This is a genomic window from Saccharopolyspora endophytica (assembly GCF_018070075.1).
In the GTDB taxonomy this organism is placed as follows: Bacteria; Actinomycetota; Actinomycetes; order Mycobacteriales; family Pseudonocardiaceae; genus Saccharopolyspora; species Saccharopolyspora endophytica.
Map to the genome: position 1 here is coordinate 14,260 of NZ_JAGPXE010000017.1, position 21,108 is coordinate 35,367.

At 70.2% G+C, this 21,108-nt stretch carries 18 protein-coding genes; 8 read left to right on the forward strand and 10 right to left on the reverse strand.

The genetic code is table 11. From position 1 onward, the window contains the following. The first annotated feature begins 41 nt into the window (after positions 1-41). Both KBO27_RS29530 and KBO27_RS29535 read left to right on the forward strand, forming a co-directional pair. A complete protein-coding gene (locus KBO27_RS29530; RefSeq protein ID WP_210973134.1) occupies positions 42-878 on the forward strand; it encodes an alpha/beta fold hydrolase in 837 nt (278 codons plus the stop codon). Between the two features lie 72 nt (positions 879-950). Beyond that, a complete protein-coding gene (locus KBO27_RS29535; protein ID WP_210973135.1) occupies positions 951-2,495 on the forward strand; it encodes an acetolactate synthase large subunit in 1,545 nt (514 codons plus the stop codon). A 69-nt stretch (positions 2,496-2,564) separates the two neighbouring features. On the opposite strand, the gene KBO27_RS29540 is transcribed toward KBO27_RS29535, so the two are convergent. Both KBO27_RS29540 and KBO27_RS29545 read right to left on the reverse strand, forming a co-directional pair. Further along, positions 2,565-3,626: a 2-oxoacid:ferredoxin oxidoreductase subunit beta gene (locus KBO27_RS29540; protein WP_210973136.1), complete on the reverse strand. Its 1,062-nt coding sequence runs from the start codon at positions 3,624-3,626 to the stop codon at positions 2,565-2,567. Continuing rightward, positions 3,623-5,503 (reverse strand): 2-oxoacid:acceptor oxidoreductase subunit alpha, encoded by a 1,881-nt coding sequence (locus KBO27_RS29545; RefSeq protein ID WP_210973137.1) that lies wholly within the window; start codon positions 5,501-5,503, stop codon positions 3,623-3,625. The genes KBO27_RS29540 and KBO27_RS29545 overlap by 4 nt, the downstream gene beginning before the upstream one ends. Positions 5,504-5,857: 354 nt before the next feature. On the opposite strand from KBO27_RS29545, the gene lipP1 reads away from it, so the two are divergent. After that, entirely contained in the window at positions 5,858-6,790 is a 933-nt protein-coding gene (gene lipP1, locus KBO27_RS29550) for a LipP1 family hormone-sensitive lipase (protein WP_210973138.1), read from the forward strand. A 55-nt stretch (positions 6,791-6,845) separates the two neighbouring features. Further along, positions 6,846-8,204 carry a dihydrolipoyl dehydrogenase family protein gene (locus tag KBO27_RS29555; RefSeq protein ID WP_210973139.1) on the forward strand — a complete coding sequence of 453 codons (1,359 nt, stop codon included), beginning with the start codon at positions 6,846-6,848 and terminating at the stop codon, positions 8,202-8,204. On the opposite strand, the gene KBO27_RS29560 is transcribed toward KBO27_RS29555, so the two are convergent. Further along, complete coding sequence (locus KBO27_RS29560) at positions 8,201-9,490, reverse strand: PAS domain S-box protein (RefSeq protein ID WP_307870693.1); 1,290 nt, start codon at positions 9,488-9,490, stop codon at positions 8,201-8,203. The two genes, KBO27_RS29555 and KBO27_RS29560, sit on opposite strands and share 4 nt — an antisense overlap. Positions 9,491-9,561: 71 nt before the next feature. On the opposite strand from KBO27_RS29560, the gene KBO27_RS29565 reads away from it, so the two are divergent. Then, positions 9,562-10,215, forward strand: a complete 654-nt coding sequence (locus KBO27_RS29565) for a GntR family transcriptional regulator (protein ID WP_210973141.1) — start codon at positions 9,562-9,564, stop codon at positions 10,213-10,215. A 13-nt stretch (positions 10,216-10,228) separates the two neighbouring features. Here the strand turns inward: KBO27_RS29565 and KBO27_RS29570 are convergent, their stop codons facing one another. After that, the gene (locus tag KBO27_RS29570) at positions 10,229-10,939 is read right to left on the reverse strand and encodes a TetR/AcrR family transcriptional regulator (RefSeq protein WP_210973142.1); all 711 of its coding nucleotides are present in this window, start codon (positions 10,937-10,939) and stop codon (positions 10,229-10,231) included. A 223-nt stretch (positions 10,940-11,162) separates the two neighbouring features. Next, a complete protein-coding gene (locus KBO27_RS29575; RefSeq protein WP_210973143.1) occupies positions 11,163-12,914 on the reverse strand; it encodes an acyclic terpene utilization AtuA family protein in 1,752 nt (583 codons plus the stop codon). A 192-nt stretch (positions 12,915-13,106) separates the two neighbouring features. Between KBO27_RS29575 and KBO27_RS29580 the strand changes: the two genes are divergently transcribed. Then, positions 13,107-13,907: a crotonase/enoyl-CoA hydratase family protein gene (locus KBO27_RS29580; protein ID WP_235876856.1), complete on the forward strand. Its 801-nt coding sequence runs from the start codon at positions 13,107-13,109 to the stop codon at positions 13,905-13,907. A 206-nt stretch (positions 13,908-14,113) separates the two neighbouring features. On the opposite strand, the gene KBO27_RS29585 is transcribed toward KBO27_RS29580, so the two are convergent. Continuing rightward, positions 14,114-14,998, reverse strand: coding sequence for a LysR family transcriptional regulator ArgP (locus tag KBO27_RS29585; RefSeq protein WP_210973144.1), 885 nt, complete (start codon positions 14,996-14,998; stop codon positions 14,114-14,116). Between the two features lie 66 nt (positions 14,999-15,064). On the opposite strand from KBO27_RS29585, the gene KBO27_RS29590 reads away from it, so the two are divergent. After that, positions 15,065-15,679 (forward strand): LysE/ArgO family amino acid transporter, encoded by a 615-nt coding sequence (locus tag KBO27_RS29590; protein WP_210973145.1) that lies wholly within the window; start codon positions 15,065-15,067, stop codon positions 15,677-15,679. 409 nt (positions 15,680-16,088) lie between these two features. On the opposite strand, the gene KBO27_RS29595 is transcribed toward KBO27_RS29590, so the two are convergent. Next, entirely contained in the window at positions 16,089-16,976 is an 888-nt protein-coding gene (locus KBO27_RS29595; protein WP_210973146.1) for an enoyl-CoA hydratase-related protein, read from the reverse strand. 86 nt (positions 16,977-17,062) lie between these two features. On the opposite strand from KBO27_RS29595, the gene KBO27_RS29600 reads away from it, so the two are divergent. Beyond that, a complete protein-coding gene (locus KBO27_RS29600; protein ID WP_210973147.1) occupies positions 17,063-17,755 on the forward strand; it encodes a histidine phosphatase family protein in 693 nt (230 codons plus the stop codon). Positions 17,756-17,771: 16 nt separating this feature from the next. Here KBO27_RS29600 and KBO27_RS29605 read toward each other — a convergent pair whose 3' ends face one another. Genes KBO27_RS29605 through KBO27_RS29615 form a run of 3 tightly spaced genes read right to left on the reverse strand, consistent with a single transcriptional unit; the run spans position 17,772 to position 20,974 of the window. Next, positions 17,772-18,728 carry an LLM class F420-dependent oxidoreductase gene (locus KBO27_RS29605; RefSeq protein ID WP_210973148.1) on the reverse strand — a complete coding sequence of 319 codons (957 nt, stop codon included), beginning with the start codon at positions 18,726-18,728 and terminating at the stop codon, positions 17,772-17,774. 16 nt (positions 18,729-18,744) lie between these two features. Beyond that, entirely contained in the window at positions 18,745-20,277 is a 1,533-nt protein-coding gene (locus KBO27_RS29610) for an acyl-CoA synthetase (protein WP_210973149.1), read from the reverse strand. Between the two features lie 40 nt (positions 20,278-20,317). Then, positions 20,318-20,974, reverse strand: coding sequence for a PaaI family thioesterase (locus KBO27_RS29615; RefSeq protein ID WP_210973150.1), 657 nt, complete (start codon positions 20,972-20,974; stop codon positions 20,318-20,320). Positions 20,975-21,108: the final 134 nt, after the last annotated feature.

The following is a 21,108-nucleotide window of genomic DNA, read 5'->3' on the forward strand; positions in this document are numbered from 1 at the left end:
GCGCGAACCTCCACCCCTCGATGACCGTTAGGGTGGTGCCCGTGGCCGAATACATCCAGATCCCCACGCCGGCAGGCAAGTTCGACGCGTTGACCGCCGGCCCCGAGGAAGGGCGTCCGGTGCTGCTGCTGCACGGATTCCCCGAAGCGGCGGTCGAGTGGAGCGAGCAGCTGGGCGTCCTCGGCGGCGCCGAGTGCTTCGCCGTCGCACCCGATCAGCGCGGCTACTCCCCCGGCGTGCGCCCGGGGCAGGTCGCCGACTACCGCATGAACGAGCTCGTCGGTGACGTGCTGGCCATCGCCGATCACTTCGGTTGGGACCGCTTCGACCTGGTCGGGCACGACTGGGGCGCGGCGGTGGCCTGGTCGGTCGCAGCCGAGCACCCCGACCGGATCCGCACGCTCACGGCGGTGTCGATCCCGCACCTGGACGCCTTCACCCAGGCGGTCCGCGAGGACGAGGACCAGCAGCAGCGCTCGGCCTACATGCAGGCGCTGCGCTCCTCCACGGCGGAGAAGACGCTGCTGGCCGACAACGCCGCGAAGCTGCGCCGCATCTACTACCCCGGCGTTCCCGAGCACCACGTCGACGACTACGTGCAGCGGCTCACCGAGCCGGGCGCGCTCACCGGGGCGCTCAACTGGTACCGGGCGTCGCGGTTCAACGAGGAGATCGGCCCGATCACCGTGCCGACCCTGTTCGTGTGGAGCACCGAGGACGTCGCCGTCGGGTCGACCGCCGCGCTGGCCACCGAGCAGCACGTCACCGGCCCGTACCGGTTCGAGATGCTGCAGGAGGTCTCGCACTGGATCCCCGAGGAGGCGCCCGAGTCGCTGACCCGGCTGCTGCTGCAGCACCTGCTCGCGCACCCCGAGTGACGTCTTGCCGGTCGTCGTCCGGGCGGTGAGCATGAGATCGGTCCGGGTTTCCGACGCGCCGTAGGAGTGCTCGTGAAGGGTTCCGAAGGTCTGCTGGCCACCGCAGCCGCCGCCGGTGTCGACATCTGCTTCGCCAATCCCGGCACCACCGAGATCCCGCTGGTCGAGGCCTTCGACCAGGAATCCGGGGTGCGCGCGGTGCTGGGGCTGTCCGAGGGCGTGGTGACCGGTGCGGCCGACGGTTACGGCCGGATGACCGGCAGGCCCGCGCTGACGCTGCTGCACCTCGGGCCGGGATTCGCCAACGGCATCGCGAATCTGCACAACGCGCGTCGCGCTCGCACCCCGATCATCAACCTGATCGGCGAGCACGCGTCCTGGCACCAGTCGGCCGACGCCCCGCTCAACAGCGACATCGAGTCGTTGGCGCGTCCGGTGTCGGGCTGGGTGGGGCGGACGACCTCGGCGTCGACCGCGGCGAGCGAGTTCGCCGCGGCGTACCTGGCGGCGCTGCGCGACCGGCTGCCCGCGACGCTCATCGCCGCGGCCGACCACATGTGGGGCCAGGGCTCCATGCCGGTCGAGGTGCCCGCCGCGCCCGACCGCCCGCAGGTGGACGAACAGCGGGTCGCCGAGATCGCCAAGGTGCTCTCGTCCGGGCGCCGCCCGGTGCTGCTGCTGGGCGGACAGGCGCTGGAGAACCCCGAGGCCATCCGCACCGCCGTGCGCATCGCGGCGAAGGCCGGTGGCGAGGTGCTCGCCGAGCGCGGAAGCGCCCGCGTGGAGCGCGCTCCGGGGATTCCTCCGGTGCGGATGTTGCCCTATTTCCCGGAGGCCATGAGCGCCACCTTCGAGGGATTCTCCGATCTGATCCTCGTCGGGGCCCGCACGCCGGTGTCGTTCTTCGGCTACAAGGGCCAGCCCAGCCATCCGCTGCCCGACGGCGTGAAGGTCCACGAGCTGGCCGATGCCGACGCCGACGCCCTCCACGCCCTGGCCGCGCTCGCCGAGGCGACCGACAGCGCGGCCGAGAAGCTCCCGAAGGCGAAGCGTCCCGAGGTGACGGCTCCGACGGGCGCGCTGGACGCCGACGCGATCGCGGCGGCGATCGTGCTGACCCAGCCGGAGAACGCGATCATCGTCAACGAGGGCGTCTCGTCCTCGGCGGCCTATCCCGCGATCGCCGACGCCGCGCCCGCGCACTGCGAGCTCTCGCAGACCGGCGGTGCGATCGGCATGGGGATGCCGGTGGCCACCGGTGCCGCGATCGCCTGCCCGGACCGCGCGGTGATCAACCTGCAGGCCGACGGCAGCGCCGCCTACACCGTCCAGGCGCTGTGGACCCAAGCGCGCGAGAAGCTCGACGTCACCACGGTGATCTGCTCCAACTCGCGCTACCGCATCCTCGACGAGGAGCTCCGGCGCGCGGGCATCGACGATCCCGGCGCCGCCGCGGCGTCGATGACCAGCCTCGCCGATCCGGCCCTCGACTGGCTGCAGCTGGCCCGGGGATTCGGCGTGGACGCCACCCGCGCCACCACCGGCGAGGAACTCCGCACCGCCCTGAGCCGTGCCGTCACCGAATCGGGCCCGCACCTCATCGAAGCGGTCCTGTGACCCGCTGAGGACTCGACATGCGAAGAGCCCCACCGCTCGGTGGGGCTCTTCGACGTCACCGGGTTCGCCTCAGATGGTCCAGGTGTCGTTGCCGTTGAGCAGCTTCTGCAGGTCCGCGGGCTTGGAATCCGCCGCCTGAGCGACCTGCTCGCGGGCGAGGTCGTCGTAGGTGGGGCGGACGGTGTTGCGGAAGACGCCGGTGATCGCCGGGCTGAGGTCCTGGCCGCCGAGGCGGGACAGGGCGAAGGCCAGCGAGGGGTCCTCGCGCTCGGCGTCGTGCACCACGACGTCGGCGGCGTCCACTTCGGACAGCTTGGCGACGCGGAGCCCGTCGGGGCCCTGCACGACGCCGTAGCGCTCGTCCTCCGGTCCGAACACGATCGGCTCGCCGTGGGCCAGCGAGACGATCCGACGCTCCTTCTCCTCGTTGTCCTTGAGGACGTCGAAGGCGCCGTCGTTGAAGATCGGGCAGTTCTGGTAGATCTCCACCAGCGCGCTGCCCCGGTGCTCGGCGGCGGCCTTGAGCGTCTCGGTGACGCTCGCGCGATCGGAGTCGATCACCCGCGCCACGAACGACGCCTCCGCGCCCAGGGCCAGCGACACCGGGTTGAACGGGTAGTCCAGCGAACCGGCCGGGGTCGACTTGGTGACCTTGCCGACCTCGCTGGTCGGCGAGTACTGGCCCTTGGTGAGCCCGTAGATCCGGTTGTTGAACAGCAGGATCTTCAGGTTCACGTTGCGGCGCAACGCGTGGATCAGGTGGTTGCCGCCGATGGACAGCGCGTCGCCGTCACCGGTGACCACCCACACCGACAGGTCCGGCCGCGAGGTCGCCAGACCCGTCGCGATGGCCGGGGCACGTCCGTGGATGGAGTGCATCCCGTAGGTGTTCATGTAGTACGGGAACCGGCTGGAGCAGCCGATGCCCGAGACGAACACGATGTTCTCGCGCTTGAGCCCCAACGACGGCAGGAAGCTCTGCACCGCGTTGAGCACGACGTAGTCGCCGCACCCCGGGCACCAGCGGACCTCCTGGTCGGACTTGAAGTCCTTGGCCTTCTGCGGCGCATCGGCGGCCGGCACCCCGGCCAGCCCGCCGAGCGACGGCATTCCCAGCTCGGTGGCGGTCACGCGGACACCCCCTGCAAGACATCGGTGAGCACGTTCTGCAGTTCTTCGGCCTGGAAGGGCAGACCGGCGACCTTGGTGTAGGACTGCACGTCGACGAGGTAGCGGGCGCGCAGCAGCATCGCCAGCTGGCCGAGGTTCATCTCCGGCACGATCACCCTGTCGTAGCCGCGCAGCACCTCGCCGAGGTTGGCCGGCATCGGGTTGAGGTACCGCAGGTGCGCCTGCGCGACCTGCAAGCCCTGCGCCCGCACCCGGCGGCACGCCGCGCCGATCGGGCCGAACGACGATCCCCAGCCCAGCACCAGCACCCGGGCTTCGCCGCTCGGGTCGTCGACGGTGAGGTCGGGGACCTTCACGCCGTCGATCTTGCGCTGCCGCAGCCGGACCATGTGGTCGTGGTTGTCCGGGTCGTAGGAGATGTTGCCCTTGCCGTCGGCCTTCTCCAGACCGCCGACCCGGTGCTCCAGCCCCGGCGTGCCCGGAACCGCCCAGTCGCGGGCGAGGGTCTCCTCGTCGCGGACGTAGGGCCAGAACTCACCGGAACCGTCGGTGGCGTTGGGCTCGGTGGCGAACTCCACGCTCAGGTCCGGCAGCGACGTCACGTCCGGGATCAGCCACGGCTCGGAGCCGTTGGCGATCGCTCCGTCGGACAGCAGCAGCACCGGCGTCCGGTACTCCAGCGCGATGCGCACCGCGTCCAGCGCGATCTCGAAGCAGTCCGCGGGCGAGCACGGAGCCAGCACCGGCACCGGGGACTCGCCGTTGCGCCCGTAGAGCGCCTGCAGCAGGTCGGCCTGCTCGGTCTTGGTCGGCAGACCCGTCGACGGGCCGCCTCGCTGGATGTCGCACACCAGCAGCGGCAGTTCCAGCGCGACCGCCAGACCGATGGTCTCCGACTTCAGCGCCAGACCCGGACCCGACGTGGTCGTCACACCCAGCGAACCGCCGAAGGAGGCGCCCAGAGCGGCGCCGACACCGGCGATCTCGTCCTCGGCCTGGAAGGTGGTGACGCCGAAGTTCTTGTGCTTGGCCAGCTCGTGCAGCACGTCCGAGGCCGGGGTGATCGGGTAGGTGCCCAGGAACACCGGCAGCTCGCTGCGCTGACCCGCCGCCACGATCCCGTAGGCCAGGGCGGTGTTGCCGGTGATCTGCCGGTAGGTGCCCTCCGGCAGCTTGGCCGGAGCGACCTCGTAGGTCACCGCGAACGACTCGGTCGTCTCGCCGTAGTTCCAGCCCGCGCGGAAGGCCAGCACGTTGGCCTCGGCGATGTCGGGCTTCTTGGCGAACTTCTCGCGCAGGAACCGCTCGGTGCCCTCGGTCGGCCGGTGGTACATCCACGACAGCAGACCCAGCGCGAACATGTTCTTGCAGCGCTCGGCGTCCTTCTTGCCCAGGCCGGTGTCCGCCAGCGCGCCCTGGGTCAACGTCCCCATCGCCACGCGGTGCACGGCGTACAGCTCGTCGAGGACCTCGCCCTCCAGCGGGTCGCCCTCGTAGCCGACCTTGGTGAGGTTGCGCTTGGTGAACTCGTCGGTGTTGACGATCAGGATCCCACCATGCGGAAGATCGCCGAGGTTGGACTTCAGCGCCGCCGGGTTCATCGCCACCAGCACGTCGGGCCGGTCGCCGGGCGTGAGGATGTCGTAGTCGGCGAAGTGGAGCTGGAAGCTCGACACGCCCGGGAGCGTGCCTGCGGGGGCCCGGATCTCGGCCGGGAAGTTCGGCAGCGTGGCCAGGTCGTTCCCGAAGGCCGCGGCCTCCGAGGTGAACCGGTCGCCGGTCAGCTGCATGCCGTCACCGGAGTCACCGGCGAAGCGAATCACGACCCGGTTGAGCTTGCGGGTCCCGTTCGTCCGGTGTCCGTTCGTCGCACCCAATTGATCCGTTCCCCTTCAATTGCAGGCAACGTTCGTCCTGTGGCGAACGATACAGGTCCGGGAGTGGCCGCGATCACGGAGTCGATCTTGACGACCACCGTGCGCGATCCTCTGCGCGGAACGATCCAGTTCCAGATCCCCGCGCAGGCAGGAGTACCTGTATCGATGGTGCAACCGGGAGGTGAACGGACGCTACGGGCTGTTCATCGACAAATTTGTGATCTGCCACACCATGACCGCTTCCCATGATGCGGGAAAACGATCGCTCAACTGGCCGATGCCCACCCGGGGCCGGGTCGGATTACATCTCAAGCCGGACTACAAGTCCGGTCGAGCCTGCCCGTGGAGGACACCATGCCGCTGCACCCGGAAGCCGAACCCTTCGTCGCACAGGCGAAGCAGCTGTTCCCCGACCTCGGCGGCGAGGTGACCGACGCCGCGACGGCCCGCAGGCTCTCGGCGGCCAGAGGCGATGACCGGCCGCGACCGGAGGTCGAGCGCGTCGAGGACCGGCTGATCCCGGGCTCCTACGGCGTGGAGATCCCGGTGCGGATCTACTGGCCGAGCACCAGGACCGGGCTGCCGCTGCTGGTGTACTTCCACGGCGGCGGCTGGGTCTTCGGCGACCTGGAGTCCCACGACGGCCTGGCGCGCTCGCTGGCCAACGAGGTCGGCGCGATCGTGATCTCGGTGGACTACCGGCTCGCGCCCGAGCACCGCTACCCCGCCGCCGTCGAAGACGCCTACTCCGCGACGGTGTGGGCCGCCGCCCACGCCGAGGAGCTCGGCGCCGACGCCTCCCGGCTGGCCGTGGCTGGCGACAGCGCAGGCGGCAACCTCGCGGCGGTGACCTGCCTGCAGTCCCAGGAGCGCGGCACCCCGGACCTGGCCTTCCAGCTGCTGATCTACCCGGTCACCGACCACGACTTCACCACGCCGTCCTACGTGGACAGCGGGCCGGACTGCCTGCTGACCAAGCAGCACATGATGTGGTTCTGGGACGAGTACGCCCCCGACCTGGAGGTCCGCGACCACCCGCACGCCTCGCCGCTGCGCGCCGACGACCTCACCGGCCTGCCGCCCGCGCACGTGCTCACCGCGGGCATGGACCCGCTGTGCAGCGAGGGCAGGCGCTTCGCCGAGCGCCTCAAGGAAGCCGGTGTGCCGACCTCGACCCAGCACTGCCCCGGACTCTTCCACGGCTTCGCCCCCGACGCCGAGGCGATACCGGTCGCGGCCGAGGCGATGCGCGAGGTCTACGCGGTGCTGCGCACGGCGCTCGGCTAGCGTTCCCGCGCCTGCAGTGGTGCGCTGGGGGCGAGACGAGAGCGGGGTGGGCCAGGTGGCCGACGAGGTCGATGTTGTGGTGATCGGCATGGGGCCGGGTGGCGAGGACGTGGCCGCCCGGCTCGGACGCGCCGGGTTGTCGGTGGTCGGTGTCGAGTCGCGCCTGGTGGGCGGCGAGTGCCCGTACTACGCGTGCATCCCGACCAAGATCATGGTGCGCGCGGCTGACGCGCTGGCCGAAGCGCGCCGCGTGGATGAGCTGGCCGGGTCGTCGACCGTCCGGCCGGACTGGTCCCCGGTGGCCGCTCGCATCCGCGACGAGGCCACGACCGGCTGGAACGACGAGATCGCGGTCCGCCGGTTCGAGGGCACCGGCGGCCGGCTGGTGCGCGGGGTCGGGCGGATCACCGCTCCCGGCGAGGTGACGGTCGGCGAGCAGGTGCTGCGGGCCCGGCGCGCCATCGTGCTCAACCCCGGAACCGAACCGTCCGTCCCCCCGATCGAGGGCTTGGCGGGCACTCCGTTCTGGACCAACCGCGAGGTCGTGTCGATCGAGAAGGTCCCGGAGTCGCTCGTCGTGCTGGGCGGCGGCCCGGTGGGGCTGGAGTTCGCGCAGGTCTTCGCCCGGTTCGGCAGCGAGGTCACGGTCATCGAGGCGCAGCCGCAACTGCTCCCGCTGTCCGAGCCGGAGGCCGCCGAGGTCATCACCGACCGCCTGCTGGCCGAGGGGGTGCGCGTCCGGGTCGGGAGCGCCGTGCAGCGGGTGTCCCACGACGGGCGCTTCCAGATCTCCACCGAGGGCGAGCAGTTCGAGGCCGATCACCTGCTGGTCGCCACCGGCAGGCGCACGGACCTGGCCGCGCTCGGCGTGGCGGCCGTGGGCCTCGACGACACCGCCCGCACGATCTCCGTCGACGGCCGGATGCGCGCCACCGACGGCGTCTGGGCGGTCGGCGACGTGACCGGGCACGGCGCGTTCACCCACACCTCGGTCTACCAGTCGCGGATCGCGGCGGCCGACATCCTCGGCGAGCAGGTCACTCCCGCCGACTACCGCGCGATGCCGTCGGTGACGTTCACCGATCCGGAGGTCGCCACCGTCGGGCTGACCGAGACCCGAGCCGTCGCCGAGCTCGACCGGGTGCGCACCGCGATCTCCCGGCTGCCCGAATCGACCAGGGGCTTCATCCACAAGGTCGGCAACGAGGGACTGGTGAAGCTGGTCGCCGACGGCGATCGCGGTGTGCTGGTCGGCGCCACGGCCGTCGGCCCGTCCGGCGGTGAGATCATCGGCGCGCTGGCCGTCGCGGTGCACGCCGAGGTCCCGATCTCCCGGCTCAGCGAGATGATCTTCGCCTACCCCACGTTCCACCGGGCGATCGAACCCGCTCTCGACGAGCTCGCCGCTCCCTAGTCGCGGGCCGCGCCCCGGCGGCGCTTGCGCTCGTACATGTCCTGGTCCGCGGCGTGCACCAACTCGTCCCGGGTGGCGTGCGGGTCGGTGGTGATGGCGAGTCCGACGCTGGTGCGCAGCCGCAGGGTCGTTCCGCTCACCGTCACCTCCCTGTTGAGGCGCTGCTCGATGCGGTCGCGCAGCGCGGCTGCTTCGGCTGCGCTCTCGACCAGACCCACCACGACGAACTCGTCGCCGCCCAGGCGCGCGACCGCGTCGCCTCCGGGAACCGCCTCCTGCAGCTCGTGGGCGGCGGCGATGATCACCTTGTCCCCCACCAGGTGGCCGTACTGGTCGTTGAGCGGTTTGAGCTCGTCGAGATCGGCCACGATGACGGCGAGCATCCCGTCTCCCCGGGCGATCCTCCTGAGCCCCAGGTCCATCAGATCGGCCAGCATCGTGCGGTTGGCCAGCCCGGTGAGCGGGTCGTGCAGCGCCAGCTGCGCCAGGCGTGCGTCGGCGAGGCGGCGCTCGCCGATGTCGTCGTACTGGCTGACCACGAAGGCCGGCTTCCCGCTGGCCCCGGGAACGGCGGTGGCGCGGATCAGCATCCAGATCGCGTGGCCGTCCTTGCGCCGGTAGCGCTTCTCGATGTTGACGCTCTCCACCGCGCCGTTGACGAGGTCCTCCAGCGCAGCACGGCCGCGGTCGTCGTCGTCCTCGAAGGTGACCTCGCTGAAGTGCTTGCCGAGCAGCTCATCTCGGGTGTAGCCGAGCATGTCGCACAGCGTGTCGTTGACCTCGGTCCAGTGCCCCTTGAGGTCCAGCAGCGCCATGCCGATCGGGGCGTTGGCGAAGCTGCGCTGCCACAGCAGCTCGGCCTCGCGGCGGCTGGTGATCTCCTGGCTCTGCGAGAGGAAGTAGACGGGGGCGCCGAAGGCGTCCCGGATGAACGAGCGCGAGACCAGCACCCAGATCACGGTCCCGTCGGAGCGGATGTAGCGCTTCTCCAGCGGCACGTCCGACTCGATCGGCCCCTCGTCGTCGACGTCATCGGGATGCGTCACGCTGCGGTAGTCGCGACCGACCAGCTCCTCGGGGCGGTAACCCAGCATCGTGCAGAACGCATCGTTGACGTGCAGGTACTTGCCCTGCAAGTCGATGATCGCCATGGCTGCCGCAGCCTGTTCGAAGAGCGGCTGCCAGGGGTTCGGCGCGGCGTCTCCGCCCGGTGGTGAGGAGTGGGACATACGAAACGCACGATAGCCGCCGCGCACCGGGCACGCATCGACTGACGAAGACCACATCTCCGCGTAAGACTCCGAACACGGTGCGTTACTATCCCGGCACCGATCCAGTCGAGCGCGGAGCGTGTGCAATGGCGGGAACCTCGGTGGGGCGTGCCGTCGATCAGATCCGGCGGATGCTGCGCAGTCAGGAACTGCTCCCGGGACAGCCCCTGCGGCAGGAAGCGCTGGCCGAACGGCTGGGGATGAGCCGGGTTCCGATCCGGGAGGCCCTCAAGTCGCTGGAGGCCGAAGGCGTCGTGCGCCACCAGCCGAACGTGGGCTACGCGGTGACCCGGCTGTCCTCCGACGAGCTGCAGCAGTCCTACCTGATGCGCGCAGCGCTGGAGTCCACGGTGCTGCGCCGGGTTCCGCAGTTCAGCGATGCGCAGCTGGTCGACCTGCGCGAGCTCAACCGGAACATCGAGGCCGCCGCGGAGGCCACTGACGTGCTGCGGATGACCGAGCTCGACCACGACTTCCACTTCGTGATCTTCCGGAGCTCCCGTCTCGACCTCATCGTCGACGAGATCGAGCGAATATGGACCATGACCGAGCCGTACCGCTCGGTCCACTTCTACGACCAGGGCGCTCGGCGACGCCTGGTGCGCGAGCAGCGCATGCTGATCGACGCGCTGCGCAAGGGCGAGACGGCCACCGCGATCTCGATCATGGACGCGCACCGCAACAGGCCGGCGCTCCCCCTGCCCGCCACCTTCGGCGCCGCGATCCCCTCGGCGCGCTGACGTCGTCGCGGTACTAGAGCGATTCGATGCGGGCGGCGATGCCGTCGAGGACGCGGCGCAGTCCGTACTCGAACGGGACGTCGGCCTTGCGCGGGCGGCGTTGCGCCACCGCGTCCATGACCTCGCAGACCGTCGGGAAGGCCTCCTGCTGACCGAACTCGGCCAGCATCGCCGCGCTGATCATCTGCGGTTCGTCGGAACCCCGGTCCGCCACGAAGGGGGCGCTGCCCCGCACGAAACCGTTGACCAGCAGCACGATGTTGAGCATGTCGGCCGGTCCGAGCCCGGTACCGCGCAGCGCCGCCAGCCCCGCTTCCAGGAAACCGACCTCGTTCGGTCCCATCACCCGGGGCCGGGTCACCAGCGCCAACGCCCACGGGTGGCGTTCGAAGACGCTGACGTTGGCGCGGGCCCAGGTCGCCATCGCGCTGCGCCAGCCGGTCCGCTTGCCGATGTCGGGGGGAGCGCCGATGGCCGTGTCGAGCATCAGGCTGGTCAGCTCGTCCTTGCTCGGCACGTAGCGGTAGAGCGACATGGTGCCGACGCCGAGCTCTCCGGCGAGCCGTTGCATCGACAGCGCTTCCAGGCCTTCGGAATCGGCGAGCCGGACGGCCGCCTCGACGATGCGCGGCAGGCTCATCGTCGGTTTCGGTCCGCGCGGTGGGCGGCTCCTGTCGCCCCAGAGCAGTTGAGCGCCACTGGGTTGGACGTGTCGATCGGTCATCGCTGTCCATCCTCGTGCTCGACGTCGGCGTCCTCGTCGCGCGTAGAGGTTACGCCGAACGGGTGAGCAACCCGTGTTCTGCACGGCGTGTTCGGAGATTCGCGAGTCCGGTTCGGCGGCATCACCCCCAGCCGATGCCGCCGAACCGCCCCGACCCCATCGCGTCGCAATCCCCTACTGCGTGCGGCATACGCATATTACCGCACGGCCCCGACGGCGAGATCTAGAGGAGTTCCTCCGGCACGTCCACCAGCCGAGCGCGCAGGAACTCCCCCACCGCCTTGCCGATCGGGTCGACCCGGAGGTTGCTGGAACCGCCGGTGCCCAGCAGTCCGCGCAGCACGAAGTGGACGGCGCGCAGGTTCGGGAACTCGTGCCGCACGATCTCCAGCCCCGCGGCCTCCGGCATCAGCCGGCGCAGCTCGTCGGAGGTGAGCAGGCTTCGCAGCCACGGCCAGGCGTCCGGGTTCGACACCCACAGGCCCACGTTGCTGTTGCCGCCCTTGTCGCCTGCCCTGGCGTGCGCGACGCGTCCCAGCGGCGCACGCCGAGTCGAACGCGGTTCCCACGGCGGCGGCGCGGGATGCTCTGGCTGGGAGGGCTTTTCGACGGCCGCGCACGGTTCGATCTCGATGCGGGAACCGTCGTCGAGGACCACGACGTGCCCGACCGCACCGACGTCCAGCAGCGCGGGCCAGTAGTCGATGCGCGTGCTCGGCGTCGCCGCCTGCCGTGCAGCGGTGTCGGTGAAGAAGCCCGGGATGCTCGACAGGTACAGCTGACCCACGCCGGCGACCAGTCGTTGCAGCGGTTCGCGTTCCGCCGCGGTGGCCATGATCCTCACCTGCACGGTGGCGTGCCACTGCCGCTGCGGATCCTCGGCTGCGACACCGATCGCCGAGACGTCGAGCTCGGCCTCGGCGTCGTCCAGCAGCGCCTCGGCCTGCGCGCGGATCAGCGCCACCTTCTCCTCGATGTCGAGACCGGTGGCGTAGAGGGTGGTGACGATCTGGTGACCGATCGGCGCGAACAGCGCCACCTTGGTCGTCGGCGGTGGCGGCGAGCCGGTGGCGCCCGACAGCTGAACCCGGTCCGGCCCGATCTCGCTGAGCCGCACGGTGTCCAGGTGCGCGGTGACGTCCGGGTTGAGGTAGCGCGGGCCCTGGATCTCGTAGACCAGCTGCGCGGTCACGGTGTCCACTGTGACCGCTCCGCCGTGCCCGGAGTGCTTGGTGATGACGGTCGTCCCGTCGGAGTCGATCTCGGCGATCGGGAAGCCGGGTGCGACCAGGCCGGGGATCTCGGTGAAGCCGGAGAAGTTGCCGCCGGTCGTGTGCGGCCCGCACTCGATGATGTGCCCGGCGACGACGGCCGCGGCGAGCCGGTCGAAGTCGGTGGGCTCCCACTCGTGCCACCAGGCGGCGGGGCCGACGGTCAGGGAGGCGTCGGTGACCCGCCCGCACACCACGACGTCGGCTCCGGCGCGCAACGCCGTGGCGATGCCCCAGCCGCCGAGGTAGGCGTTGGCCGCCACCGGTCGCCCTCGCCAGCTCGACAGAGGTTCGCCGGTGTCCACGCTGGCCAGGCCGTGCCCCTCGGCCTGCAGCTCGTCCAGCCTCGGCAGCACGTTGTCGCCCTCCACGTGAGCGACCCGCAGGTCCGCTCCGGCTTCGGCGACCAGCCGCCGGACCGCCTCGGCCAGCCCCGCCGGGTTGAACCCTCCCGCGTTGACGACCACCCGCGTGCCGCGCTCGGCGATGGCGGGAACGTGCGGTTCCAGCTGCGTCAGGAAGTACTCGACGTACCCGCGCGACGGGTCGTTGCGGTGCCGGGCGGCGAGCATCGCGAGGGTGAACTCGGCGAGGTAGTCACCGATGAGGACGTCGACCGGGTCTCCCGCCATCGCCTCGTCGAGCGCGCTGCGCCTGTCTCCCAAGTATCCCGAGAAGCCTGCGATCCGAATCGGCCCAGCCATAGATCCCACCTCATCCGGGGTCGGCGAACTCGTCGGTGACGCTAGGCACAGTGAGGCGACGAGCACAAGAACGCGGCCGAGGCCCGATCTTGACTGCGCGCACGCGCGGCCCTTAACGTTCGCTAAGTTCCGCCGTGCACGGTTTCGCCCTGCAGCGCGCGGTTTTCACAACCCTGCCTGGAGGAAGAGCCCGTGTCGACAGCAGAGCGGATCAGCTGCACCGTCACCGATGGAGTGGCCGACGTGCGGTTGAACCGCCCCGACAAGCTCAACGCCATCGACCAAGCGATGTTCGAGGAACTCGTCGCCACAGGCGAACGGCTGCGCGCGGATTCCAGCGTGCGCGCGGTCGTGCTCTCCGGCGAGGGGCGCGGGTTCTGCGCAGGGCTGGACTTCAGCGTCTTCGGTGAGATGGCCGAGGGCGCTCGCCCGCCGCGCCTGGAGACCGACGGCCCGGCCAAGGCCCTCGCGCAGCAGGCCGTGCACATCTGGACGCTGATGCCGCAGCCGGTGATCGCCGCGGTGCACGGCGTCTCCTACGGCGGCGGGTTGCAGATCGCGCTGGGCGCCGACATCCGGCTGGTCGCCCCGGACGCGCGGCTGTCGGTGCTGGAGATCAAGTGGGGCATCAACCCCGACATGACCGGCACCCAGGTGCTGCCGGAGCTGGTGGGCCGCGACGTCGCCAAGGAGCTGACGTTCACCGGCCGCGTGGTCAGCGGCGAGGAGGCCGTCGCGCTGCGGCTGGCCACCCGCGTGGAGGAGGACCCGCACGCGGCGGCCTTGGCGCTGGCGCGCGAGATCGCGGGCAAGAGCCCGCAGGCCATCCGCGAGTCCAAGCGGCTGCTCGACCTGGCCGGGCGCATCCCGCTCGACGAGGGCTTCGAGGCCGAGCAGGTCGCGATCCACTCGCTGATCGGGACGCCGAACCAGCTGGAGGCGATCTCGGCGAACCTGGAGAAGCGCACTCCGAACTTCGCCGACCCGGCCTAAGGGCTGTTTAGGAATCACTTTGCGTGGCGGTGCGGGTAGCGGAACCTGAGGAGTTCCTCCTGCTCCGGGCGCGCCGGCCAATACACCACGTCGACACGTCCTCACAGGAGAACCACCTCAGAACCCGCGGCGGCGCGAGCTGACTCCCGCACCTGAAACAGCGGCTCCGCCGCATTCCTCAACAGGACCTAGGTGCTGAACAGCTCCTAGTCCAGGTCGGTCGCGGCGCTGGCCTGCACCGCGTCCGCCACGGCGGCCAGCGCGGGCGAGTCGAGCTTCCACTGCTGCCAGTACAGCGGAACGTCCACGCCGCGGTCCGGTGCGATGTCGACCAGCGCACCGGACCTCAGCAGCGGGTCGGCCTGCACCCGCGGAACCATCCCCCAGCCGAGGCCCACCACGATGGCCTCGACGAACCCCTCCGAGGAGGGGACGAAGTGCCGGGGACCACCGGCGCCCCGACCTCCGGTGATCGAGCGGGCGAAGGCGTCCTGCAGGTCGTCGTGGCTGTCGAAGATCAGCACCGGGACCTCGTCGAGGACCTGCGCGAGCGACCGCTCCCCCTTCCGCCCCGGAGCCACGCACGCCAGGTAGCGCATGTGCCCGAGCCGGCGCACCGAGCAGCCCTGAACGGGGTCCGGGGTCGAGGTCACCGCCGCCATCACCCGGCCTTCCCGCAGCAGCGTCGTGGTGTGCGACTCGTCGGCGCGGTGCAGCTCGAAGCAGATCCCCAGGTCCTCGCGAACCCGCGCCAGGGCCGGCACGAACCAGGTGCTCAGCGAGTCGGCGTTGACCGCGATCGGCAGCGTGTTCGGCGCGCCGCTGCCCGACATGCCGAGCTCGGCGGCCACGTCGCCCTCCATCCGCGCCAGCTGTCGGGCGAAGCGCACCACGACCTGGCCTGAATCGGTGAGCTGCACCGGCTTGCTGCGGATCACCAGGACGCGCCCGGTGCGCTGCTCCAGGGCTTTGAGCCGCTGGCTGACCGCCGACGGCGTCACGTGCAGCGCGGCGGCAGCGGCGTCCAGCGTGCCGCTGTCGACCACGGCGAGCAGCGTCCGGATGTGCTCCAAGGGCAGATCGAAGTTCACATCTCCTAATGGTAGTTCAGAATCTTTAGCTGTACTGTTCACCGATCGGCACCTAGCGTCGGCCGCATGGCAAACGCCCTGCTCCCGATGTCCGCTGGTTTCGCGACCTGCATGTCCCTGATCGTCTCGATCGGAGCCCAGAACGCCTTCGTGCTGCGCCAAGGTCTGCGACGGCACGCCGTGCTGCTGGTGGTGACCATCTGCGTCGTCTCGGACGTCATCCTCATCGCCCTGGGAGTGGGCGGCTTCGGAACGCTGGTGACCAGCTCGCCCACGTTGCTCACCCTCTGCACCGTGATCGGTGGCTGCTTCCTGCTCTGCTACGGATTCCTCGCCGCCCGGCGGGCGCTGCGCCCCGCCTCCGGCCTCGAAGCCGGTACGGGCGAGACACCATCGCGCAGGCGGGCGGCGCTGACGTGCCTGGCCATGACGTGGCTGAATCCGCAGACCTACCTGGAGACGATCCTGCTCATCGGTTCGGTGGCGGCCGGCTACGGCGCGATGCGCTGGGAGTTCGGGGCGGGCGCGCTGGCGGCCAGCTGCGTGTGGTTCGTCGCCCTGGGCTTCGGGGCGCGACTGCTGACCGGGTTCTTCTCCCGGCCGGGTTCGTGGCGCGTGCTCGACGGTGTGATCGCGGTGATGATGGTGTCGCTGGGCACCAGCCTGCTGGCAGGCGCGTGAGCTGTGGATTCATCCGAGGTGGTCACTTGATGGTGTTGTCCTGCAGCGGTTTTCGCCCGTGACCACCTGATCGTGTAGGCGGCTTTCGCTCGCACTTTCGAACGCCGAGATGCATTATTGACACATGCGTTCGACAGGATTCACCCCAGGCTCGTCGCCCACCACCGATGAAAAACTCTTCACTTCAACGCTGTTCGGTCACCAAGAGCAGGATTTCAATGCCGGATCGCGACATTCGCTCCGACATGGAACTCATGTGCCTGTCGAGCAACGCTGCCGAGCTGTGGCCCGAGAGCCACCGCCCGGCACGCGCTGACGCCCGAACGTCTTTGACCTCACCGATCCTCACTTGGCCGGTGCTCCCGGCGACATGGTGCTTGATAACTGCAGAGTGGGAAGAAGCGGGCGCTCACACCCCCTCCGGGCGAGCAGGCCACTCCGGCATGAACTCGGGGTAGTCCTGGCTCACCCGGAGGGGGAACTCCGGCGGCCGCTTGGCCAGGAACGATCCGATCCCCTCGGCCGCGTCCGCCCCGGCGCCGAGCACGTTGATCCCCTTGGAGTCCAACCGGTGCGCCTCCCACGGCGATGACGCGGAGAGCATTCCCCACATGAGCTGGCGGGCCACCGCCACCGACACCCCCGAGGTGTTCTCGGCGATCTCACGGCAGATCGAGCGCGCGGTGGGGATCAGCTCGTCGTCGGCGACCACGCGGGACACCAGGCGGCCCGACAGCGCTTCCGCGGAGTCGAAGAGGCGCCCGGTCGCGGCCCACTCCATCGCCTGCGAGATGCCGACCACCCTAGGCAGGAACCAGGACGAGGCCGCCTCCGGGAGGATTCCCCGGCGGGTGAACACGAACCCGAACTTGGCGCTCTCGGCGGCGATGCGGATGTCCATCGGCAGCGTCATGGTCACTCCGACGCCCACCGCGGCACCGTTGAACGCGCCGATCACCGGCTTGCGCATCGCCGCCACCCGCAGCGCCACCGTGCCGCCACCATCGCGCGCGACCCCGTCGACCTCGCCGAGTTCGCGGTGGGCCTTCGCCCGCACGTCGTTGTTCTCGCCGTTGAAGGTGTCCTCCCCCGCGCTGAGATCCGCGCCCGCGCAGAACGCTCTGCCCGCGCCCGTCACGATGACCGCGCGGACCGCGTCATCGGCCTCCGCGGCGTCGAAGGCCCCGATGAGCTCGCCGCGCATCACGTGGGTGAACGCGTTGAGCTGCTGCGGGCGGTTGAGGGTGATCGTGGCGATTCCCTCGGAAACCTCGTATCCGATCTCGGTGTACGTCATCGCACCATCCGTTTCGCGGGTTTGAAAACGACCTTGCGCAGTGGAAAAGTCCGGTCTGCAATCACGAGCGCAGAAAGCGGGGCACCATGTCCGACGTCGAGTACCGGCAGTCCGCGTTCACACCGCCCGCCGGTGCCACCGACATCCTGCTGGTCCGGCACGGCGAGTCCGCGCCCGCGGTCCCGGGCCGGCCCTTCGACCTCGTCGATGGGCAGGGCGATCCGGAACTGGCCCCTGCCGGCCGAGTGCACGCCGAGCGGGTGGGCCGGCGACTCGCCGACGAGCGGCTGGACGCCCTCTACGTCACCAACCTCCGCCGCACGAGTGAGACCGCCGCTCCCCTGGCCACCCGGCTCGGTCTGGTCCCTCAGGTGGAGAAGGACCTGCGCGAAGTCCACCTCGGCGAGTTCGAAGGCGGGCTGTTCCGGCAGAAGGTCGCCCAGAACGACCCGGTCATCCAGCGGATGCACAGCGAGGGCCGGTGGGACGTCATCCCCGGTGCCGAACCCGCTGAGGCGCTGCGCGATCGCGTCGCCGGAGCGATCGGCCGGCTCGCCGCCGCCCACCCCGACGAGCGCATCGCGGTGTTCACCCACGGCGGTGTGATCGGCGAGATCATGTCCATCGCCAGCGGCAGCCTCCCGATGGCGTTCCTCGGGGCGAGCAACGGTTCGATCTCGCAGATCGTGGTCACCGCCGAACGCTGGATCGTGCGGCGGTTCAACGACACCGCGCACCTGGACGGCGGGCTGGACGAACAGCCCGCCGCCCTGAGCTGACGCCGCGTCCAACGCGCTACTTCAATCCCAGCGCCCGGACGGCCTCGGTCGGATCGCCCGGCGCGACCAGCGCGATCGCCGGTGTCGTCACGCCATTGTCGACGTACTGCTGCACGCGTTCGCGGCAGTACGCGGCCGGGCCGTGCACCACCAGGTCGTCGACCACGCTGTCCGGGATCGCCGCGAGCGCGGCCTTGCGATCACCGGCGTCCCACGCCTCCCACATCGGGGTGAGCTCGTCGCGCCCCAACCACTCGTGGAAAGCGCGGTAGACCGGCACGTTCATGTAGGCGGCGATGTGCCGCCGCGCCAACGCCCGCGCCGTGTCCGGGTCGGTGTCGGGCATGACGAAGATGCGCGCCACGACCTCCTTGTCGGGGCCGCCCTCCCGCACGTAGGGCACGACGGTGCGCACGTCGTCCGGCGACAGCCAGTTGATGATCGCGCCGTCGGCCTCGCGCCCGGCCAGCTTCAGCATCCCCGGGCGCAGCGCGGCCACCAGCACGGGCGGCACCGGATCGGCCACCAGACCGGCGGTGAAGCCCTTGACCTCGAAGGTGTCGTAGGACTCGGTGACCTTCTCACCGCTCAGCGCGCGGCGCAGGAACCGCACGGTGTCGCGCACCCGCTTGTACGGCTCGTCGAAGGGGATGCCGTTCCAGCGCTCCACGATGACGTTGGACGAGGTGCCCACGCCCAGCGCGAACCGGCCCGGGGCCGCCGCGGCGAGCGTGGCCGCGCTCATCGCCAGGGTCGCCGGGCCGCGCGTGTAGACGGGCACGATCGCCGTGCCCAGCCGCAGTTGCGGAGCCCACGTGGCGGTCAGCGCCAGCGGGGTGAACGCATCGGCGCCGTTGGCCTCCGACGACCACACGTCGGTGTAGCCGAGGTCGGGCAGTTCGGCGATGAGTTCGCGCTGCTCCGGCAGCGAGAGCTCGGGCAGCGGAACGGAGATGCCCCAACGTCGATCCACGAATATCCCTTTCAGTTCAGTTCGCGTAGCGGGCTTTGAGCTTGCCCTTCACGAGTTTTCCGGTCGGTGTGCGCGGCATGTCGTCGACGAAGTCCACGCTGCGCGGCACCTTGTAGTGAGCCACCCGCTCGCGCGCGTGGTCGATGATCTGCCGCTCCAGCTCCGGTCCCGGTCGCGCGCCCGGCGCGGGTTGCACGACGGCCTTGACCGCCTCGCCCATCTCGGGGTCCGGGACGCCGAAGACGGCCACGTCGAGGATCGACGGGTGCAGCGCCAGCACGTCCTCGACTTCCTGCGGGTAGATGTTCACCCCGCCCGAGATGATCATGAATGCCTTGCGGTCGGTGAGGAACAGGTAACCGTCCTCGTCGAGGTATCCGAGGTCGCCCGTCGTCGCCCAGTTGAGGTGACCGGGATGTTTGGCCGAGCGGGTCTTCTCGGGATCGCCGAGGTACTCGAACTCGATCTCCTCGCGTTCGAAGAACACGGTGCCGACCTCACCGGCCGGCAGTTCGTCGCCTGCTTCGTCGCAGACGCGGACGACGCCGAGCAGGGGGCGCCCCACCGAGCCCGGCTTCTCCAGCCATTGCGCCGAGTCGATCATCGTCATGCCGATGCCCTCCGTGGAGGAGTAGTACTCCTGCAGGATCGGGCCCCACCACTCGATCATCGCCCGCTTGACCTCGATCGGACAGGGCGCGGCGGCGTGCACGGCGTTGCGGTGGCTGGAGAGGTCGTAGCGGTGGCGGGTCTGCTCGTCGAGCTTGAGCATCCGCACGAACATGGTCGGCACCCACTGGCTGTGGGTCACCTCGTAGCGCTCGATCGCCTCCAGCGCCCGCTCGGGTTCGAAGCGCTCCATCATCACCACGGTCCCGCCGATGGCGTGCACCGCCGCGCAGTAGCGCAGCGGAGCCGCGTGGTAGACGGGTGCCGGGGACAGGTAGACGGTGTCCTCGTCGAAGCCGTAGAAGCCGCGCAGCAGGTCGACCAGGATGTTCCCCGCCTCGTGCACCTGGCGGTCGGGCAGTTCCGGCCGGATTCCCTTGGGACGGCCGGTGGTTCCGGAGGAGTACAGCAGGTCGGCACCGCACGGTTGCACCGCCGGCACCTCGGTCGAGGCGGTGGCCAGAGCCTGCTCGTAGTCCTCGTACCCGGCCACCGCCCCGCCGTAGGCCAGCCGGACGCGCACCTGCGAGGTCAGTTCGGCGACCTGCTCGGGCAGCGCCCCCAGGCCGGCCGAGACCACGAGCGCGCTAGCGCCGGAGTCGTTGACGATGTAGGCGGCCTCGTCCGGTTGCAGGTGGCTGTTGACGGCGCAGACGTACAGGCCCGAGCGCACGCCGGCCCAGTACACCTCGTAGGCGTGCAGGTCGTTGTCGGAGAGCACGGCGACCACGTCGCCCTTGGACAGCCCGGCGGCGCGCAGCGCGTTGGCCAGCCGCAGCGAACGCTCGTCGAGTTCTCGATAGGTCAGCACCTCGCCCGAGCCGGCCATGATCAGGGCCGGTTTGTCGGGCGTGGTGACGGCGTGGACACCTGGGTACATGCGGCTCCTCCTTGAACCTCGCGTACCGCCTTCGATTACCTCACTTGACGAGTCCCTCGACCTTCCCGAACAGCCGGCTCGACTGCTCGGCGCTGGGCACCACGAACTTGCCCTCGGCCTCCACCAGCACCGCGTCCGGTGCGTCCGCGGTGCAGATCGTGGCCTTCGACTCGGTCCAGCGACCATCGACCCGCTCGACGCGACCGACGATCCGCAGCGGGGTGGTCAGCGGCACCGGCCGCCGGTAGCGCACCGACAGCTGCACCGTCATGCCGGGCGGCGCTCCACCTGCGGCGTGGGCGTGCCCGAGGATCTGGTCGAGCAGCAGTGCGCTCATGCCGCCGTGCACGTAGCTCGGCGGCCCCTCGTAGGCCAGCCCGAGGGTGCAGGTGCCCACAGCGGCACCGTCGACGATCTCCACCTGCATCGGAGGGGCGATCGGGTTTCCCGGACCCACGGCCGGGCTGTAGAGGCGGCGCGGGCGCCGACCGTCGTCCACGGCGGCCAGCTGTCCGCGCTCGCGGCGCACCGCGTCCAGCGGGGGCACGAGAGCTCTCACCTGCGAGGTGATCTCGCGCAGGGTCTCGGCGTCCGCCTCGGTGGACACCGCGGCGTCGGTGAGGTCGCGCAGCGCGGAACCGAGCTCTCGCACCGCCTGCCGGCGTTCCCGCAGTTCGTCTTCGCTCTCGGCGGTCACGTTCGCTGATCCCTCCGGGGTCCCGATCAGATTTCGGCCTTCAGTTAAACCCGTCGCCCGCCCTCCAGTCCAGACAGACCGGCCGGTCGGTATGAGTTCCTTCCGGTACCTCACCGGATAGGCTTCGCAGGAGG

What these genes read in the sequence shown, in the direction of transcription:
- KBO27_RS29570 (WP_210973142.1), bottom strand. Translation starts at nt 10,939, where the DNA reads ATGACCGATCGACACGTCCAACCCAGTGGCGCTCAACTGCTCTGGGGC.
- KBO27_RS29560 (WP_307870693.1), bottom strand. Translation starts at nt 9,490, where the DNA reads ATGTGGTCTTCGTCAGTCGATGCGTGCCCGGTGCGCGGCGGCTATCGT.
- KBO27_RS29575 (WP_210973143.1), bottom strand. Translation starts at nt 12,914, where the DNA reads ATGGCTGGGCCGATTCGGATCGCAGGCTTCTCGGGATACTTGGGAGAC.
- KBO27_RS29565 (WP_210973141.1), top strand. Translation starts at nt 9,562, where the DNA reads ATGGCGGGAACCTCGGTGGGGCGTGCCGTCGATCAGATCCGGCGGATG.
- KBO27_RS29610 (WP_210973149.1), bottom strand. Translation starts at nt 20,277, where the DNA reads ATGTACCCAGGTGTCCACGCCGTCACCACGCCCGACAAACCGGCCCTG.
- KBO27_RS29600 (WP_210973147.1), top strand. Translation starts at nt 17,063, where the DNA reads ATGTCCGACGTCGAGTACCGGCAGTCCGCGTTCACACCGCCCGCCGGT.
- lipP1 (WP_210973138.1), top strand. Translation starts at nt 5,858, where the DNA reads ATGCCGCTGCACCCGGAAGCCGAACCCTTCGTCGCACAGGCGAAGCAG.
- KBO27_RS29590 (WP_210973145.1), top strand. Translation starts at nt 15,065, where the DNA reads ATGGCAAACGCCCTGCTCCCGATGTCCGCTGGTTTCGCGACCTGCATG.
- KBO27_RS29595 (WP_210973146.1), bottom strand. Translation starts at nt 16,976, where the DNA reads ATGACGTACACCGAGATCGGATACGAGGTTTCCGAGGGAATCGCCACG.